The organism is Flavobacterium eburneipallidum (genome assembly GCF_027111355.2).
GTDB lineage: Bacteria > Bacteroidota > Bacteroidia > Flavobacteriales > Flavobacteriaceae > Flavobacterium > Flavobacterium eburneipallidum.
In genome coordinates, this window is record NZ_CP114291.2 from 16,667 (window position 1) to 33,420 (window position 16,754).

Below are 16,754 nucleotides of genomic sequence, written 5' to 3' on the forward strand. Positions count from 1 at the left end.
CTTGTTAATTACTTTTAGTAGTATCTACTGTTACTTTCGGAACTATAATTTTTGATTTTGCTATAGAATCTCTAATTCTCATTTCTTTCTTAACCGCTTCTGATAATCCGCCTAATTTAGCATAACGATCTTGCAAACTTCTGGCTAATGTTCTTTTCTCTAAATCGGTTCTAGTGATTTTTCCTTTAAGGTATTTTTCGATCATTAAACTAGCAATTGGCCCTGCAATGGTAGCTCCAAAACCTCCATTTTCGACCATAATCGCTATAGCAATTTTTGGATTGTCTTTTGGTGCAAAGGCAACAAATATAGAGTGATCTTCCAGCTTGGTTCTTTTACCATCAATTTTGGCAAAATTCTCGGCTGTTCCTGTTTTTCCACAAATATCAATCCCTTCAACCCGAAGTGCACTTGCAGTTCCTAGATTATACACATCAAACAAACCACTAATCATGGGCTTGAAATATTTTTTATCAATAGAAGTAACGTGTTTTACTTTAAATTTAGGATCAATTTGTTCGCCTTTAATTTTTTTGATGATGTGAGGTGTGTAATAGTAACCTTCATTAGCCACAGCTGCCATCATATTAGCCAATTGAATAGGTGTCATCAAAACCTCTCCTTGCCCAATAGAATTAGAAATAATGGTCTTGCCACTCCAACGCCAATCTGGATATATTTTTTTATAAGTTTTAGAAGTAGGCACTTTTCCTTTTCTACCCGTTGGTAAATCATAACCCATGAATTGTCCGAGTCCAAAGGTCTTTAAATGATTACCCCATTGATCTACTGCATAAGGTGCACTGTTGTACTTTCCGATAATCCTCAAATAAACATTAGCAAAATAAGCGTTGCACGAATTGTAAATTCCATTGTGCAATTGATGCGGACCAAATCCATGGCATTTCATAAATCGTCCAGGCGCATAAGCAAAACCGTGGTGACACATATAAGTCGTTTGCTCATTGATTACTTGCTCCTGAAGACCAATAAGTCCTGTCAATATTTTAAAAGGAGAACCCGGCGGATATTCGGCTAGAAGTCCACGATCATAAAGTGGTTTGGCTATAGAATCACGATACAAAAGAGTGTAATTTTTAGAACGCTGACGTCCCACCAGAATTGCAGGGTCATAAGAAGGGGCGGTTACCAATGCTAAAATCTCGCCTGTTTTGGGTTCGATAGCAACAATACCTCCTCTTTTATTGACCATTAATTCCTCGCCATATTTTTGAAGTTCGGCATCAATAGTTAGGTTTATATCTTCGCCTTGAACGGCAATGGTATCGTATTTTCCTTCTTTGAAAGAACCTATTTCACGATTGAATTTGTCTTTTTGAAAATATTTAACCCCTTTAATACCTCGTAATATTTCTTCATAACTTTCTTCAACTCCTTGTTTCCCTATTAAATCTCCACTCTTATAATACGGATTTTTTTCTATTAGTTTGTCATTTACTTGGGTAATGAAACCAAAAATATTAGCTCCAAAAGTAACTTGATAATCACGAAGGGAACGCTTTTGAAAATAAAAGCCTTCAAACTTTCGAATTTTTTCCTGAAAAGCAGCAAACTCTAATTTATTCAATTGAGGTAAAAATACCGAAGGCAAACGAGGGCTATACACCTTGGCTTTTTCTATTTTTTCGAGAAAATCTTCTTTGGTAATATCTAGTAATTCGCAAAACTCTAAAGTATCCAATTTTTTGATTTCGCGTGGAATAACCATGATGTCATACGACGGCTGATTAGCAACCAACAACTTGCCATTTCGATCATATATATAACCTCTTTCGGGGTAATCGTATTTAATTTTGATGGCGTTATTGTCTGACTTTAATTTTAAAGTATCGTCAATAATTTGCAAATAGAAAAGGCGCAACACAAGCAAACCTGCTACAACTATAATCAATGAAGGAAGCAGTAGTTTTCTCATCGTTTGTTCGGCTTAATAAGATATATAATTATGATGCAGAGAATAATAGTAAAAATGGTACTTAACAATGTTCGAATCAAAACATCCAAAACAAAGGTTATATCAAAAGCTTCTAGCACAAATAAAACTAAATGATGAATCACTACAGAAAGTAAAATGAACGAAAAACGTTCTGGTGTAAGTACATCATTCAATTTTACGGTTTGATATTCATAACTTAACCCAAAAGAAAACCTGAAAAGATAAGGTCGGTAATAAGCCAAAACTATACAAGCTGTAGTATGAATTCCGCCTGAATTACTGAACATATCCATAATTAATCCCAAGAAAAAACTAGCAATCAATAAGCCAAATTTATTGCTATTTACTGGGTATAAAATAATAAAAAGAAGATAAGGATACGGACTGATATAGCCCCAGAAATTCATGTTATTAAAAATAATAATTTGAACCGCTAGTAACAACAGAAAACGAAAAATATTTACGAATAATATACTATTCATCTTTTTCTTCCTTTTTTTCTAGATTGATAATTTCATCTCGATCTTTCCTTTTGATGACATACACATGACCTAAATTAGTCATATCATTAAAAAGTCTAATATTCAAAGTATAATAATTGGTTTCTTCATCAGTAAAAATATTATCAACCGTTCCAATATTGATATTCTCTGGAAAAATAACAGACTGTCCACCTGTTACAATAGTATCGCCTTTTCGAATGGCTGCCAATCTAGGAATATCGGTCAACTGAACAAAACCGGTGCTTTTCCCATTCCAACTCAAAGAACCAAAATGATTCGACTTTTTCAGCTTGGCATTGATTTGAGATTTCTTATTCAAAATACTGATTACAGTAGCATAATTTGCCGAAGTATTATCTACAATCCCTACAATTCCTTGACTATTAATAACGCCCATATCTGTTTGAACGCCATCCAAATCTCCTGAATTTATAGTCAAATAATTTTCATGACCATTAAAGTTGTTGTGAATGACTTTCGAAACCACAATATCAATAGCACGAACCCCTTTGATACTATCTATTTTAGGGATAGATGCAGAATCTTCTACCTGAAAAAGAAGGCTTCTTAATTTTGCATTTTCTTGAGCCAACGCATCGTTTTGAGTTCTTAAATTCAAATACTCACTAAAATCATTAATTTGCTCATAGACTCCACCGCTCAAAAAATTGGCAGAACTAATCACTTTGCTTCGATGATACGAATGAGATTGAATAGTAAGAAATAAGGAAATACCCAAAAGCAGCAAAAACAGCAACCTATTACTGTTTTTATAAATAAAATTAAATATTTGCTGCATATTATACCTGTATAATAGATGTGAAAACTATAACCCGAAACCTGTTACAAAAACCTTTTGTGTTATTTAATCAAAACACTTTTGAATTTTCCAATATTTTTAAGCGCCATTCCTGTTCCACGAACAACTGCTCTTAATGGATCTTCGGCGATATAAACTGGTAAATCTGTTTTTTGAGAAATTCTCTTGTCCAATCCTCTCAACATCGATCCACCACCAGCAAGATAAATTCCGGTATTGTAAATATCCGCTGCTAATTCTGGAGGTGTTTGAGACAAAGTTTCCATCACAGCATCTTCAATCCTTTGAATGGATTTATCCAATGCTTTTGCAATTTCTCTATAAGAAACGGCTACTTGTTTTGGTTTACCCGTCAATAAATCTCTACCTTGAACCGACATTTCTTCTGGAGGAGTTTCTAAATCTTCGATAGCTGCTCCTACTTGAATTTTTATTTTCTCTGCGGTACTTTCTCCAACAAAAAGGTTGTGTTGGGTACGCATGTAATATACGATGTCATTTGTGAAAACGTCACCTGCGATTTTAACAGATTTGTCGCAAACAATTCCACCTAAAGCGATAACGGCAATTTCTGTTGTTCCACCTCCGATATCAACAATCATATTTCCTTTTGGTTGCATGATATCAATACCAATACCAATTGCTGCTGCCATTGGTTCGTGAATCAAATAGACTTCTTTTCCATTTACTCTTTCACAGGATTCTTTTACCGCACGCATTTCTACTTCGGTAATTCCAGAAGGAATACAAACAACCATTCTCAATGCTGGCGTAAACATTCTTTTTTTCAATGCTGGAATGCTTTTGATAAGCATACTAATCATTTTTTCAGAAGCATCAAAATCGGCAATTACACCATCTTTCAAAGGTCGTATTGTCTTAATGTTTTCATGGGTTTTCCCTTGCATCATATTGGCTTCTTTACCAACTGCAATAATTTTTCCTGATATTCTATCACGAGCAACTATCGAAGGGCTGTCAATTACCACTTTGTCATTGTGTATGATTAAAGTGTTTGCGGTACCAAGGTCTATCGCAATATCCTCGGTCATGAAATCAAAAAATCCCATAAATTTTTAGGGGTTAAGAGTTATAAATTTGTAACACACAAAGCTAAACAAATTAATGTTTAAAATGACGTGTTCCTGTAAATACCATTGCTAAATTATTTTCATTGCAATAATCAATACTCAATTGGTCTTTTACCGAACCTCCTGGCTGAATTACAGCTGTTATCCCTGCTTCTTTTGCTAATTGCACACAATCAGGAAAAGGGAAAAAAGCATCACTCGCCATTGAAGCTCCTTCTAAACTAAATCCAAATGCTTTGGCTTTTTCAACAGCCTGCATCAAAGCATCCACTCTTGAGGTTTGTCCTGTTCCAGACGAAATTAAAGTTCCGTTTTTAGCAAAAACAATAGTGTTTGATTTGGTGTTTTTACACACTTTAGAAGCAAAAATTAAATCCTCAATTTCTTGAGTTGTTGGCGCAGTAGTAGTAACGGTTTTTAAGTCTTCTTTAGTATCTGTGATGTTATTTCTTTCCTGAACTAAAACTCCGTTTAAGCAAGTTCTCACTTGTTTTTGAGGCAATTCAACTTCATTTTGAATCAAAATAATTCTATTTTTCTTCTCTTGTAAAATGGCAATAGCTGCATCATCATATCCTGGAGCAATGACTACTTCACAGAATAATTTATTGATTTCTGTTGCTGTTTCAACATCTATTTTTGAGTTTGCAATCAATACTCCGCCAAAAGCAGAAGTTGGATCACAAGCCAATGCTACATTATAAGCTTCAGCAATAGTTGGTCTTGTTGCCAATCCGCAAGCGTTATTGTGTTTTAAAATAGCGAACGTTGGGCCGTCATTTTTGAATTCATTAATCAAATTTACGGCTGCATCAACATCTAATAAATTATTATATGACAATTCTTTTCCGTGTACTTTGTTGAACATGGCGTCAAAATCACCAAAGAAGAATCCTTTTTGGTGTGGATTTTCTCCATAACGCAACACTTGTCCATTTTCAATACTTGTTTTTAAAATAGTTTCGTCTGTATTGAAATAATTAAAAATAGCGCCATCATAATGAGAAGAAACGTGGAATGCTTTTGTAGCAAATAATTTTCTATCTTCCAATGTTGTAGCTCCGTTTTGTTTTGTAATAATATCCAAGAACAAACCATATTCAGCCATGGAAGGAATAATTACGGTATCCTTGAAATTTTTTGCACCAGCACGAATTAACGAAATCCCACCAATATCTATTTTTTCGATAATATCACTTTCGCTAGCTCCCGAAGCAACCGTTTTTTCGAAAGGATACAAGTCAACAATCACCAAATCAATTTGAGGAATATCGTATTCCTGCATTTGTTGCACATCAGATTCGTTGTCCTGACGATTCAAAATTCCACCAAAAACTTTTGGATGCAACGTTTTCACTCTTCCTCCAAGAATAGATGGATAAGAAGTCACATCTTCAACTGGAACAACTGGAATTCCTAGGTTTTTGATAAATTCTTCGGTACCACCAGTAGAATAAAAGATTACATTTTGTTCGTGTAATTTTTTAATAATTGGTTCCAAACCTTCTTTTGAAAAGACAGAAACTAATGCTGATTTGATTGTTTTTGTTGTGCTCATCGTGTAGTTAAAATTTTGTGGTGCAAAAGTAGTTTTTTTACAGATAAAATTCAAATCTATTTCTGTAACAATATTTTAAAAAATAAGACCAATGAAGAAGCCAATTTCAAAAATCAAAACTTCAAAAAAAAGAGCCACGAATTGCACAAATTAACACTAATTTATAGTCCCTTTGAATTACACTAATTCCCAAATTAGGTAAAATTTGTGTAATTGAATTTTAAATTGATATAATTTGTGACAATTTGTGCAATTCGTGGCTAAAAAACTGAAGCAAACTTACCCTATAAGTTTCATTAGGTTTTCGAATTATTTTTTTGGAATTTTACCCTAACACAAAATACGGTTTTATGCTAGTTTACCTTCGACTGTTATCCGAGAGTTTTCGTTTTGCCACAAATGCTTTGCGCAACAATAAACTACGCACCTTATTATCGTTGCTTGGTGTTACCATTGGAATTTTTTCGATCATTGCAGTACTTGCCGCAGTAGATTCGTTGAACAGAAAAATTACCAAAGATTTAAGCACTTTAGACAAAAATACTATTTACTTATTCAATCAATCCTTTGGTCCATCAGAGATTCCAAAATGGAAAAGAGAGCAATTTCCGAATGTAAAATACGACGAATACCTTTATATGAAAGGCGTAATGACCAATACCGATCAATTGGGCTACCAAATATTTACAAAAACCGAATCCATAAAATATGAATCCAAAACCGTTAGCGATGTAAACATTGTTCCTGTTTCGCAGGAGTTTATCGACATTCAAGGATTGGAATTTGAAGACGGACGTTTTTACACCGAATCCGAAGCCAATTCGGCTGCTCCAGTTGTTGTCATTGGAAAAGAAATTGCTACTTCTTTGTTTGAAGATTTCAATCCCATTGGCAAAAAAGTCCGTTTGTATGGACAACGTTTTACCGTTATTGGTGTTTTAAAAAAACAAGGAGCCGGAATGTTTGGCGACAGCGATGATACTTCGGCTTATCTCCCTGTAAATTTTATAAGACAAAAATTTGGAGATAACAATAAAGGATTGGTAAATGTAATTGTTTTCAAACCTGTAAACGGAGTTGATATGGAAGCTTACAAAGCCGAAATTAGTCAAAAATTAAGAAGTTTTCGTGGCATAAAAGCAGGGGAAATTGACAATTTTTTTATCAATGTTTTTTCTGGCTTTACAGATTTAGTAGATGGACTTATATCTGATATGCAATTTTACGGTTGGTGGATTTGTGGATTTTCTTTATTGGTAGGTGGTTTTGGGATTGCTAATATTATGTTTGTTTCCGTAAAAGAACGAACCAATCTCATAGGAATTCAGAAATCTTTGGGAGCCAAAAACCGATTTATATTATTCCAATTCTTGTTCGAAGCCATTATACTTTCTGTAATTGGCGGAATGATTGGTTTGTTTCTCGTTTGGATTATTGCCTTTGGCTTGACCAAAGCATTGGATTTTGAATTTGTTTTAGGAACAGGCAATATCCTTTTAGGAACTGGTCTCGCAGCTTTAATTGGATTGATTTCTGGAATTCTTCCCGCCATTTCAGCTTCTAAATTAGATCCTGTGGAAGCGATTAGGACTGGTATATAGTTTCAATTAAATAAAAAATTGACCACAAATTATACAAATTTTCACAAATCATTAAACCAACTCTATTCATTTTAAATAGCAATTAAATTTGTGAAAATTTGCGCAATTTGTGGTTAGAATTAAAAACACAATACTCCTTTCAATTTTCAAAGAAAACTATTTCAATAAAATGGAAACTGTATCTTTGCTCCCTCAATAAACCGTTATTTAAAAAATATGAGCAACGCTGTCGCTGGATTTTCAAAATTATCCAAAGAAGAAAAGATAAACTGGATCGCCAAAGAATATTTTTCTAATCCTCAAGAAGCTATTTCAATTATCAAAAACTATTGGAATGCTGACGAAAAACTTCAAAAACTACACGATGAATTCATAGAAAATACGATTAGTAATTTCTATATTCCACTTGGAGTGGCTCCCAATTTTTTGATTAATGGAAAGTATAATAGTATTCCGATGGCGATCGAGGAAAGTTCTGTGGTTGCTGCAGCATCAAAATCAGCCAAGTTTTGGGCTACCCGTGGCGGATTTAAAGCCACTGTTATCAATACTGAAAAAATAGGTCAGGTTCATTTTATTTTCAATGGAGACGCATCGAAACTAGAAAATTTTTTCACCCAAATCAAAGACAAATTCTTCAACAACACCGAAAGCATTACCAAAAACATGCAAAAACGTGGTGGTGGAATTCTGGATATAGTTCTAAAAGACAAAACCGATTTACTGCCTAATTATTTTCAACTGCATGCTACTTTTGACACTAAAGATAGCATGGGAGCGAATTTTATCAATTCGTGTTTGGAGCAATTTGCCAAAACATTGAAAGAAGAAGCTCAAGAATATAATTCATTTTCCGAAGCAGAAAAAGGCATCGAAGTCGTGATGAGCATTCTATCGAATTATGTTCCCAATTGTATTGTTCGTGCGGAAGTTTCTTGTCCTATTGAAGATTTAGAAGAAAAACACATCCCGAATCCAAAAGCTTTTGCCGAAAGATTTGTTCGTGCCGTTCAAATTGCCGAAGTAGAACCTTTTCGAGCGGTTACGCACAACAAAGGAATTATGAACGGAATTGACGCAGTAGTTTTGGCAACAGGAAATGATTTCCGCGCAGTCGAAGCTGGAGTTCACGCTTACGCTTCCCGAAACGGAAACTATACCAGTTTGTCTCACGCCAAAATCGAAAATGGAATTTTTAGTTTTTGGCTGGAAGTTCCGTTGGCCTTAGGAACAGTTGGCGGTTTGACATCGTTACATCCTTTGGTTAAATTATCTTTGCAAATGTTAGAAAATCCATCAGCTTCAGCATTGATGCAGTTTGTAGCAGTTGCTGGTTTGGCACAAAATTTTGCTGCTTTGCGTTCGCTAACCACCACAGGAATTCAAGATGGGCACATGAAAATGCACTTGAACAATATTCTAAATCAATTTGAAGCCAATGATGAGGAACGCACTTTGATTCGCAAACATTTTAAAAATCAGGTAGTTTCGCATAGTGGTGTGGTGGAATTTATTGAAAATTTAAGAAAATAATATAAGCCACAGATTAAACGGATCTAACGGATTGACACAGATTTAAAAAAAAAATTGCGCCTTCGCGCCTTTGCGGTGAAAAAACATGAAGAAAGAATTTTACAGTAACGGAAAACTATTAATCACGGGAGAATATTTGGTTCTTGACGGAGCCAAAGCTTTTGCTTTACCTACCAAATTTGGACAAAACCTGATGGTAGAAAAAGGAAAAAACCAAGAAATAAAATGGACGAGTTACGATTCAGACGGAAGTATTTGGTTTGAAGATACTTTTTCATTTGCTGATATTATCAATAAAAACATATCTGAAGAAGAATCATCCAAAAGAAATACTTTAATCGAAATTCTGCACGAAAGCTATTTGTTAAATACCGATTTTATTACTAATTCCGAAGGTTATTTGGTTACAACAACGCTCACTTTTCCACGGAATTGGGGACTGGGAACTTCCTCTACTTTGATTAATAATATTGCACAATGGTTAGAAATAGATGCTTTTGTATTGCTAAACAATAGTTTTGGCGGTAGCGGTTATGATATTGCTTGCGCTCAAAACAACAGTCCTATCTTGTATCATTTAGAAAACGGAAAACCAATTGTCGAAAAAGTGACTTTCGAACCTGAATTCCATGAAAATTTGTATTTTGTTTATCTCGACAAAAAACAAAGTAGCAAAACTGCCATCGCTTCCTATTACAACAACAAAAACGAAAATCTACCCGATAATATCCTCACCATTAATTCGCTAACAAAGGAAGTTTTAAACGCAAAAACGCTTCGGGAATTTGCCACAGCATTAGAAGAACATGAAGCTGAAATGAGCAGCATACTGGAACTGCAAACTATCAAAGAATCTTTGTTTCCTGATTTTGATGGCATAATTAAAAGTCTTGGTGCTTGGGGAGGTGATTTTGTATTGGTAATCTCAAAAGAAAATCCAACTGATTATTTTAAGGAAAGAGGTTTTGAAACTATCGTTTCTTATCAGGATATGATTTTGTAAATCTTATCAATATTCATAAAACAAAAAAAATCCCGATTGCTCGGGATTTTTATATTTCAAGAAGTTTGAATTTAGTAATTAAATTGACTTCTATTGTCTTCGATTTTAGCATTTGCTTTTAATGCTGGGATAACTCTGTTTACATCTCCTGCAGATTGCGCTTTTACTTTAGCAACATAAGCAGAATGATTTTTTATTGCCGGTGCTTTTACTGTGCTTTTGTTCAATACTACATAAACTCCTGTACTACCTTCGATTGGCGCAGAAAGTTTTCCTGTTGCCAATGCAAAAGCATTTCCAACTACTTTAGGCTCTTGACCTACTCCACCTGCCAAAACAGGATTGTCTAATGTAACATTAACCGCTTGTTGTATTGGTGATGCAACAGCTTTCGAAATGGCTTCTAATGAACTTCCTGACATTTTAGCTTTGATTAGTTCCGCTTTTTTCTTGTTTTTAAGAATTGGTTCTACAAAAGATCGTACTAAATCAACAGCCATTAATCCTTCTGGATTCACTTTAGTCATTTTAGCAATTACATGACCTAAATTAGCCACTTCAAATCTTTTTACAGCACCAACGTCTGTTCCTGATTCGAAAGCCCATCTTACAATATTTCTTTGATTTCCTAGAGGACCAAAAGATTCGTCCATTGCTTTTACAGTAACTGGTGATGCCACAGTCAATTTCATAGCAGCTGCAGTTTTAGCAAAGTCTTTTTCAGCTGTATCCATTTCAAATTGAGTTGCTTTAGTATATACGTCATTTGAAGTTGCTTCTGAAGCTTCTATTTTTTGAGCTATAGTTGCTAAACGAACTCCGTCTTGCTTGTCGGTTACTTTAATGATATGAAAACCAAAAGGTGTTTCTACTAATCCAACTTTTCCAATAGGACTGTTGAATACAAAATCATTGAATGGTTTTACCATTTGATTTGGTCCAAAAAAACCTAAATCACCACCTTGTTGTGAAGAAGAATCATCTGATGCTGTAAAAGCTAACATCAAGAAACTATCTGGATTAGCCGTTACTTGAGCCAAGATTGATTCCGCTTTTGCTTTTGCTTCTTCTTTGGTTCTTTTCTCTTTTTTGTTTGGTACTTGAGTTCCTTCGTAGCTAATTAAGATGTGACTTGCTTTTGCATTTACACCTACTTTTCTACCCAATGATTTAGAAATACAGTAGTATTTCCCGAACATATAAGGCCCATAAATTTCTCCTGGAGCCAAGTTGTACAATTTATCAGCATCTACAGCTGGTAAATCTTTTTTGGCAACATAAGTAGAATCATAAGGAATATCAGAATTTGAATTTACAAATTCAACAACATTTGCTGCTGATTTGAATCCTGGTAAAGTATCGTTTTTTCCTGTGGCTTGGTTGTAAACTACACTTCCTTTTAACAGTGCGTTGATTTTAGCTTTCACTTCTGCTTCATCAGCTGGAGATGCTTTGTCTTCAATCAATACGTATTCAACGGCACGAGTTTCGTCAGCTTTGTACTTTTTCTCGTTTTTCTTCATGAATTCTACGATTTCTTCATCTGAAACTTTAACTTGACTATCTTTAACAGAAGAATACAATCCAGCAACATAAGCAAAATTTACTTTGTTGGATTCCATTTCGTATTTCAATTTTCCTTCACTTTCAGTTGTGTACAATCCTGCTTTTACTAAATTGCTATAAATTTGAAATTTAGAATTCAATTCAGCATCTTTCTCTCTGGATTTGATATATTCAGCAATTTGTGGATTACTTTTAGCGGCTTCTTTAAATTTGGCTTCATCAAATTTTCCAGCGGCATTCAAGAACATTGGGTTTTGTCCAATATTTTGATCCGCTTTTAAAACTTCCATAATATGTTTTGCTCCTACTTTCAATCCTAATTTTTCGAATTGAGCCGTTAGCAAAGCAATGGTAACTTCTTGATCCCAAACGGTATTTGCAGCTGCAGTTGGCGTAATTCCTTGTTGACTTTTCTCAACATTACTTACTTTTAGTCGAAAGTCTTCAAATGCAATATCTTTTCCATCTATACTTCCTACGTCTTTAGAATTACCACCAAAACCTCCTTGATCGAAAAGGCTTGGTACTATAAATGCAAATAACGCGAATGCAATAATTACTATAGTTAAAGCCGAGCGTTGTCTAATTTTTTCTAAAACTGCCATTTTTATTGTTGTTAATTTTTAAATTCAGTTTGCGAAAATACAATTATCTAATTAATAATTATACTACTACCGCTATATTTTACAAGAAAATTTGATTTATCAAAAAAAATCATTCTTTTATTGTCATTTTAACCAATTCGATTTTCTTGTTTGTTGCTTCCTCAATGCTAAAATGGTAGTTATCAATACCGATTTCTGCTCCTTTTTGAGGAATTTCTTTTGTGAAATCAACAATAAAACCACCAAGAGTTCCATAAGAATCACTCTCCGGAATAGCTGTTTTATAGGTCTGATTGATATATTCTACATCCAATCGCGCAGAGAAAAGATAAATTCTTGTATCTAATTCTTGTTCGATTAATTCTTCCTGTAAATCGTGTTCGTCTTCGATTTCGCCAAAAAGTTCTTCGATAATATCTTCTATGGTAATAATCCCCGAAGTTCCTCCATATTCGTCTAAAACTACAGCTACACTTTTTCGCTTTTTGGTCAACAAATTCATAGCATCCTTGATATAAATAGTTTCAGGAACAAATTCGACTGGGATGATGATCGATTTGATATGTGTTGGTTTTTTGAATAAATCAAAAGAGTGAACATAACCCAAAATATCGTCCAACGAATTTTGATAGACTACAATTTTAGAATAACCCGTTGTAATAAACAATTCTTTCAATGTAGCAATAGAATCGAATACATCAATGGCAACAATTTCTGTCCTTGGAGTCATAACATCTCTAGCTTTTACACCTGAAAAGTCTAACGCATTCTGAAAAATCTGTATTTCGGAATCCATTTCTTCTTTATCTTCTAGAGTGCTTATTTGTTCGCTAATGTAATCGCCCAACTCTGCTTTACTGAAATACAAAGAAGCTTGACTGCCAGCTGCCTTTGAAAAATTCTTTAGAACAAAGTCAGAAATCCAAATAAAAAAAGTAGAGATAAAAAAAAAGAGAATATAGAAAAAATAGGCTGGAAGTGCAAAAACCTTGATTAAAGTATTGGCATAAATTTGAAAAAAAACCTTAGGAAAAAATTTTGAAGTCAGCAAAACTACTGTTGTAGTTAGTAGCATCTGAATTAGAACACTCATCAATTCCGAGAAGTAAAACCCAAAAGCATTGAATCCTTTTACTAACAATTCACTCATAAAGAGTGCATAAATCACAAGCGCAATACTATTTCCTATGAGCATTGCTGCAATAAACTTGGAAGGTTCTTGGGTAAGCTTGGTTAAAATAGTAGCAATAAACCCAGTTTGCTTTTTTTCTAATTCAAGGTAAATTTTATTGGATGAAATGAATGCGATTTCCATTCCTGAAAAAAAGGCACTACATAACAAACAAACTATTATTATACCTATTTCCATGAATTAAGGCTTCTTGTTTCTGTCTTCAAATTTGTTAGCAAATCTTCTTCTAAAGAAAAACATAAAAATAGAAAGGATAGCAATTCCAAGAAAAAGAAAATGCTGATCATTAGGCTCATCCCAAATTTCAACGGCTTTTACAATAAAAAAAACAGCTGCCACAAGATAAACGTATTGGGTATATTTTAGATAATTCATGATTAAAATGTATTGAAATTATTCGGATGATTCTACTTCTCCTACGATGCTTTGCGAATTGATAATTTTGAAATCTTTACTGAAATCAATTCCTTTGCCATAAGATACTCCTTTTGGGTCGGTAAAAGTGAAGCGTTTGTTGGTGAAAAACCATTCGTTTTTTTGATCAAAATATAGCTGATTGGTTTCTAGCATTTGTCCATCTTCCGATTGAATAACCACATCGCCTTCTAAATCGATAATATTTGTCAATTTATAAGAAGTGGCGTAATCGGATTTGATAAAGGTTCGCTTTCCCTTTTTGTCGTACAAAGTAACATCGATTCCTTTTGGAAATTCAGTAAAAGGAAAGTCCACGCTGGCGTATTCTTTCATTTTCGGGCTTATTAATATGGCCGTAATCCTGCCTGAATCAGTGTATTTTAAGTTAATTTTATCAGCCTCGCCACTGGGAACAAATTCCGAAAAATTACTTTTTTGCACTTCTTTAAAATTACTTTCACAACCTAAAATCAGTGTCAGAACAAGCATCAGAACCAAGTATTTTTTATATGGAATCATACGTCTGACCATGAGAAACTGTTAGTGTAATTAGAAAAAGTAACTGATTTTAATAAAACTTACGTTTCACAAACCACTTGTCATTTAATGAAAAACTCAAACTTACTGTAAAATAATTTTCTTGAACCAAGTTATCCGAAGTAGTTCCTTTTTTTCCGTATTCTAAACCTAAATTAAAATTAGACAAAGAACCCGTTATTGGCAATCCCATACCGAATGTCACAGCTGCATCATTAATAGAATTAGAATTAATCACAAGGCCTGTTTTTTCATATCTTAAACCTCCTCTGTAAGTAATTCTCTGAAAATAACTCGCAAAAGGATTTGAATTAGGAATATAATAACCTCCAATGCTGTATTTTTGACCACGCTCGTAACTCAAATTTGCAATAGTATTGTAATTGCTATTCAATTGACCAATGCCTTGAACAGCAACTTCTGCACCCAAAAGCCATTTTTTAGAATCTCCAATTCCTGCACCAAAAGATAATTTTTTTGGCAACTTCAATTCGTTATTCGAAAGCTCATCCTCTGAAATATCTATTATTGACAAATCAAATTGAGAGTTGTAATCAACAATAGCTACGTTTCTTGTATTTTCTGATTTCAGAGTACTTCCTGGTGAATAATATAAACTAGTAAAAACTGATAGTTTTTCGTTAAACTTGGCTTTATAAGTCATACCGAAATTAAAATTCATGCCCGACAAATTAGAAACATTCAGTTCACGAGAACCAATTCCTTGATCTTCGATATATTCTAAACTATTGCTTTGAATTTGTCCAAAGTTGTAAAAAGCATTTACACCGACATTCAAGTTAGGAAGCACTTTATAACCAAACCCCAAGAAAACTCTATTCAGACCTCCCCAACCGTTAAAACGTTTACTAACTTCGGAAGAAATAGGATTTTCATTCGAAATTCTATACCCTACAGAAGAGTAAGGAATCAGACCAAAAGCTCCTCCAAATTTTTTGCTCAAAGGGATTCCTAGTGCCAGATAATCTAATGTTACCTTTTTTGCAGAACCTTTTTCATCACCTGATTTTAGATTAGTAAAATTACTGCTACCACCAATGGTAAAAGAAGTCCAAGTTAAATTAGCATATCCTGCTGGGTTTTGTAAATTGATATGAGTACTATCTTGAGCTATGGACAAGCCAGCCATAGACCTATTTTCGAGTGTTCCGTTAAATTTCACATCTCCAATTCCATAAAAAGAGTAAGGCGATGAAGTTCCTTCTTGAGCAAAAGAAACAAGTGACAAAAACAAGCAAGCACTTATTATTATTTTTTTAATCATTGTTGATTTTATATTGAAATGTTTGGTTCAAACTTTCGAGAAGGAAATTTGAATTGGCAAATATGGTATTTTTTAATCGTTTAGCCAAAAAAACTGTATCTCCACCCGTTAAAATTATGATAAAGTTTGAATACTTTGCCTTATATTCATCTATAAAACCGTCGATTTCATAGACCAATCCGTTGACCACACCCGAATGAATGGATTCTGAAGTAGATTGCCCGATATACTGTTTTGGATTTTCTAATTCGAGCAAAGGCAATTTTGCAGTATAATCATGTAAAGCTTTGTATCTCATTCCTAAACCTGGAGCAATTGCTCCTCCAAGATAATGGTTGGACTCATCGACAAAATCATAAGTCACACAAGTTCCTGCATCAATAACCAGTCTGTTCTGATTCGGAAACTGAAGTGTTGCCCCTGCTGCCAGTACCATTCTGTCGATTCCTAAAGTTTGTGGTGTTTTATAATCATTAGTAAATGGGAAAACATCATTATGGGAAACAAAATGAACTTTTACAATATTTTCAAAGGCAGAAAAAGCCAGTTTTTCCAGATCTGAAACCGAAGAAATAACCAAATGAGTTGTCTTTTGATATTTTTTTAAAATATTTTTGATGTTTTTTTGAAGTTCTATTTTCAAAAAAACAAAGTCTTCCAAAACGATAGAACCCTCAAAGACAGCTGCTTTAATTCTAGTATTTCCCGCATCGATGGCTAAAATCATAATTTATATTTAGTAGCACGAAGATACGAATTGATTTTTTTTAAAATTTGTTTTGGATAAATTAAAAATGGTTCTATATTTGCACCCGCAAACAAGTTCATCCAACTCTTAATAAAATAAGAACGAAACGAATTTAAAGCATGGTGCCTTAGCTCAGATGGTAGAGCAATGGACTGAAAATCCATGTGTCCCTGGTTCGATCCCTGGAGGCACCACAACAAAACCCGAATAGTTACTATTCGGGTTTTTTGTTTTTTATTATTTTCTGGATTTTTTGAAAACAAAAAAACCGAGAAATTGACCATCGGCGAAGAAGAGAAAAAAAAATAAACTCTCCTTAACTGATCAGTCAAATCTCG

Annotated in this window: 14 protein-coding genes and 1 tRNA gene; 4 read left to right on the plus strand and 11 right to left on the minus strand. The window is 34.0% G+C overall.

The window, feature by feature from the left end; all coding sequences use genetic code 11:
• Positions 1-4: 4 nt before the first annotated feature.
• From mrdA to purH, 5 genes are all read right to left on the minus strand, one after another.
• On the minus strand, positions 5-1,936 hold the full coding sequence (mrdA, locus tag OZP15_RS00080) for a penicillin-binding protein 2 (RefSeq protein WP_281336659.1): 1,932 nt from the start codon (positions 1,934-1,936) through the stop codon (positions 5-7).
• On the minus strand, positions 1,933-2,439 hold the full coding sequence (locus OZP15_RS00085; protein ID WP_269226480.1) for a rod shape-determining protein MreD: 507 nt from the start codon (positions 2,437-2,439) through the stop codon (positions 1,933-1,935). Before OZP15_RS00085 ends, mrdA begins: the two co-directional genes overlap by 4 nt.
• The gene (gene mreC / locus OZP15_RS00090; RefSeq protein WP_269226481.1) at positions 2,432-3,259 is read right to left on the minus strand and encodes a rod shape-determining protein MreC; all 828 of its coding nucleotides are present in this window, start codon (positions 3,257-3,259) and stop codon (positions 2,432-2,434) included. Before mreC ends, OZP15_RS00085 begins: the two co-directional genes overlap by 8 nt.
• Before the next feature lie 62 nt (positions 3,260-3,321).
• Complete coding sequence (locus OZP15_RS00095) at positions 3,322-4,350, minus strand: rod shape-determining protein (RefSeq protein WP_269226482.1); 1,029 nt, start codon at positions 4,348-4,350, stop codon at positions 3,322-3,324.
• 52 nt (positions 4,351-4,402) lie between these two features.
• On the minus strand, positions 4,403-5,929 hold the full coding sequence (gene purH, locus OZP15_RS00100; RefSeq protein ID WP_281336660.1) for a bifunctional phosphoribosylaminoimidazolecarboxamide formyltransferase/IMP cyclohydrolase: 1,527 nt from the start codon (positions 5,927-5,929) through the stop codon (positions 4,403-4,405).
• 350 nt (positions 5,930-6,279) lie between these two features.
• On the opposite strand from purH, the gene OZP15_RS00105 reads away from it, so the two are divergent.
• The 3 genes from OZP15_RS00105 to OZP15_RS00115 all read left to right on the plus strand — a co-directional run bounded on the left by OZP15_RS00105 (position 6,280) and on the right by OZP15_RS00115 (position 10,066).
• Positions 6,280-7,530 (plus strand): ABC transporter permease, encoded by a 1,251-nt coding sequence (locus OZP15_RS00105; protein ID WP_281336661.1) that lies wholly within the window; start codon positions 6,280-6,282, stop codon positions 7,528-7,530.
• A 216-nt stretch (positions 7,531-7,746) separates the two neighbouring features.
• The gene (locus tag OZP15_RS00110; protein WP_269226483.1) at positions 7,747-9,063 is read left to right on the plus strand and encodes a hydroxymethylglutaryl-CoA reductase, degradative; all 1,317 of its coding nucleotides are present in this window, start codon (positions 7,747-7,749) and stop codon (positions 9,061-9,063) included.
• 85 nt (positions 9,064-9,148) lie between these two features.
• Entirely contained in the window at positions 9,149-10,066 is a 918-nt protein-coding gene (locus OZP15_RS00115) for a GYDIA family GHMP kinase (protein ID WP_269226484.1), read from the plus strand.
• Positions 10,067-10,137: 71 nt separating this feature from the next.
• Here the strand turns inward: OZP15_RS00115 and OZP15_RS00120 are convergent, their stop codons facing one another.
• The 6 genes from OZP15_RS00120 to OZP15_RS00145 form a co-directional block, all read right to left on the minus strand.
• Positions 10,138-12,237 carry a peptidylprolyl isomerase gene (locus tag OZP15_RS00120; RefSeq protein WP_281336662.1) on the minus strand — a complete coding sequence of 700 codons (2,100 nt, stop codon included), beginning with the start codon at positions 12,235-12,237 and terminating at the stop codon, positions 10,138-10,140.
• Between the two features lie 109 nt (positions 12,238-12,346).
• The gene (locus OZP15_RS00125; RefSeq protein ID WP_281336663.1) at positions 12,347-13,606 is read right to left on the minus strand and encodes a hemolysin family protein; all 1,260 of its coding nucleotides are present in this window, start codon (positions 13,604-13,606) and stop codon (positions 12,347-12,349) included.
• Positions 13,607-13,609: 3 nt separating this feature from the next.
• Entirely contained in the window at positions 13,610-13,804 is a 195-nt protein-coding gene (locus OZP15_RS00130) for a hypothetical protein (RefSeq protein ID WP_269226485.1), read from the minus strand.
• A gap of 18 nt (positions 13,805-13,822) precedes the next feature.
• Positions 13,823-14,365, minus strand: a complete 543-nt coding sequence (gene lptC / locus OZP15_RS00135) for an LPS export ABC transporter periplasmic protein LptC (protein WP_269226486.1) — start codon at positions 14,363-14,365, stop codon at positions 13,823-13,825.
• A 49-nt stretch (positions 14,366-14,414) separates the two neighbouring features.
• Positions 14,415-15,668, minus strand: a complete 1,254-nt coding sequence (gene bamG, locus OZP15_RS00140) for a BamG family beta-barrel-assembly machinery protein (protein WP_269226487.1) — start codon at positions 15,666-15,668, stop codon at positions 14,415-14,417.
• Positions 15,661-16,395 carry a type III pantothenate kinase gene (locus OZP15_RS00145; RefSeq protein WP_269226488.1) on the minus strand — a complete coding sequence of 245 codons (735 nt, stop codon included), beginning with the start codon at positions 16,393-16,395 and terminating at the stop codon, positions 15,661-15,663. Before OZP15_RS00145 ends, bamG begins: the two co-directional genes overlap by 8 nt.
• 142 nt (positions 16,396-16,537) lie before the next feature.
• Between OZP15_RS00145 and OZP15_RS00150 the strand changes: the two genes are divergently transcribed.
• A tRNA-Phe gene (locus OZP15_RS00150) sits at positions 16,538-16,610 on the plus strand.
• The last annotated feature ends 144 nt before the right edge of the window (positions 16,611-16,754 follow it).

Bases quoted from the DNA above. Each gene is read 5' to 3' on its own strand.
- lptC (WP_269226486.1), bottom strand. From the start codon at position 14,365: ATGATTCCATATAAAAAATACTTGGTTCTGATGCTTGTTCTGACACTG.
- OZP15_RS00095 (WP_269226482.1), bottom strand. From the start codon at position 4,350: ATGGGATTTTTTGATTTCATGACCGAGGATATTGCGATAGACCTTGGT.
- OZP15_RS00110 (WP_269226483.1), top strand. From the start codon at position 7,747: ATGAGCAACGCTGTCGCTGGATTTTCAAAATTATCCAAAGAAGAAAAG.
- OZP15_RS00115 (WP_269226484.1), top strand. From the start codon at position 9,149: ATGAAGAAAGAATTTTACAGTAACGGAAAACTATTAATCACGGGAGAA.
- purH (WP_281336660.1), bottom strand. From the start codon at position 5,929: ATGAGCACAACAAAAACAATCAAATCAGCATTAGTTTCTGTCTTTTCA.
- OZP15_RS00120 (WP_281336662.1), bottom strand. From the start codon at position 12,237: ATGGCAGTTTTAGAAAAAATTAGACAACGCTCGGCTTTAACTATAGTA.
- OZP15_RS00085 (WP_269226480.1), bottom strand. From the start codon at position 2,439: ATGAATAGTATATTATTCGTAAATATTTTTCGTTTTCTGTTGTTACTA.
- mrdA (WP_281336659.1), bottom strand. From the start codon at position 1,936: ATGAGAAAACTACTGCTTCCTTCATTGATTATAGTTGTAGCAGGTTTG.
- mreC (WP_269226481.1), bottom strand. From the start codon at position 3,259: ATGCAGCAAATATTTAATTTTATTTATAAAAACAGTAATAGGTTGCTG.
- OZP15_RS00125 (WP_281336663.1), bottom strand. From the start codon at position 13,606: ATGGAAATAGGTATAATAATAGTTTGTTTGTTATGTAGTGCCTTTTTT.
- OZP15_RS00105 (WP_281336661.1), top strand. From the start codon at position 6,280: ATGCTAGTTTACCTTCGACTGTTATCCGAGAGTTTTCGTTTTGCCACA.
- OZP15_RS00130 (WP_269226485.1), bottom strand. From the start codon at position 13,804: ATGAATTATCTAAAATATACCCAATACGTTTATCTTGTGGCAGCTGTT.
- OZP15_RS00145 (WP_269226488.1), bottom strand. From the start codon at position 16,395: ATGATTTTAGCCATCGATGCGGGAAATACTAGAATTAAAGCAGCTGTC.
- bamG (WP_269226487.1), bottom strand. From the start codon at position 15,668: ATGATTAAAAAAATAATAATAAGTGCTTGCTTGTTTTTGTCACTTGTT.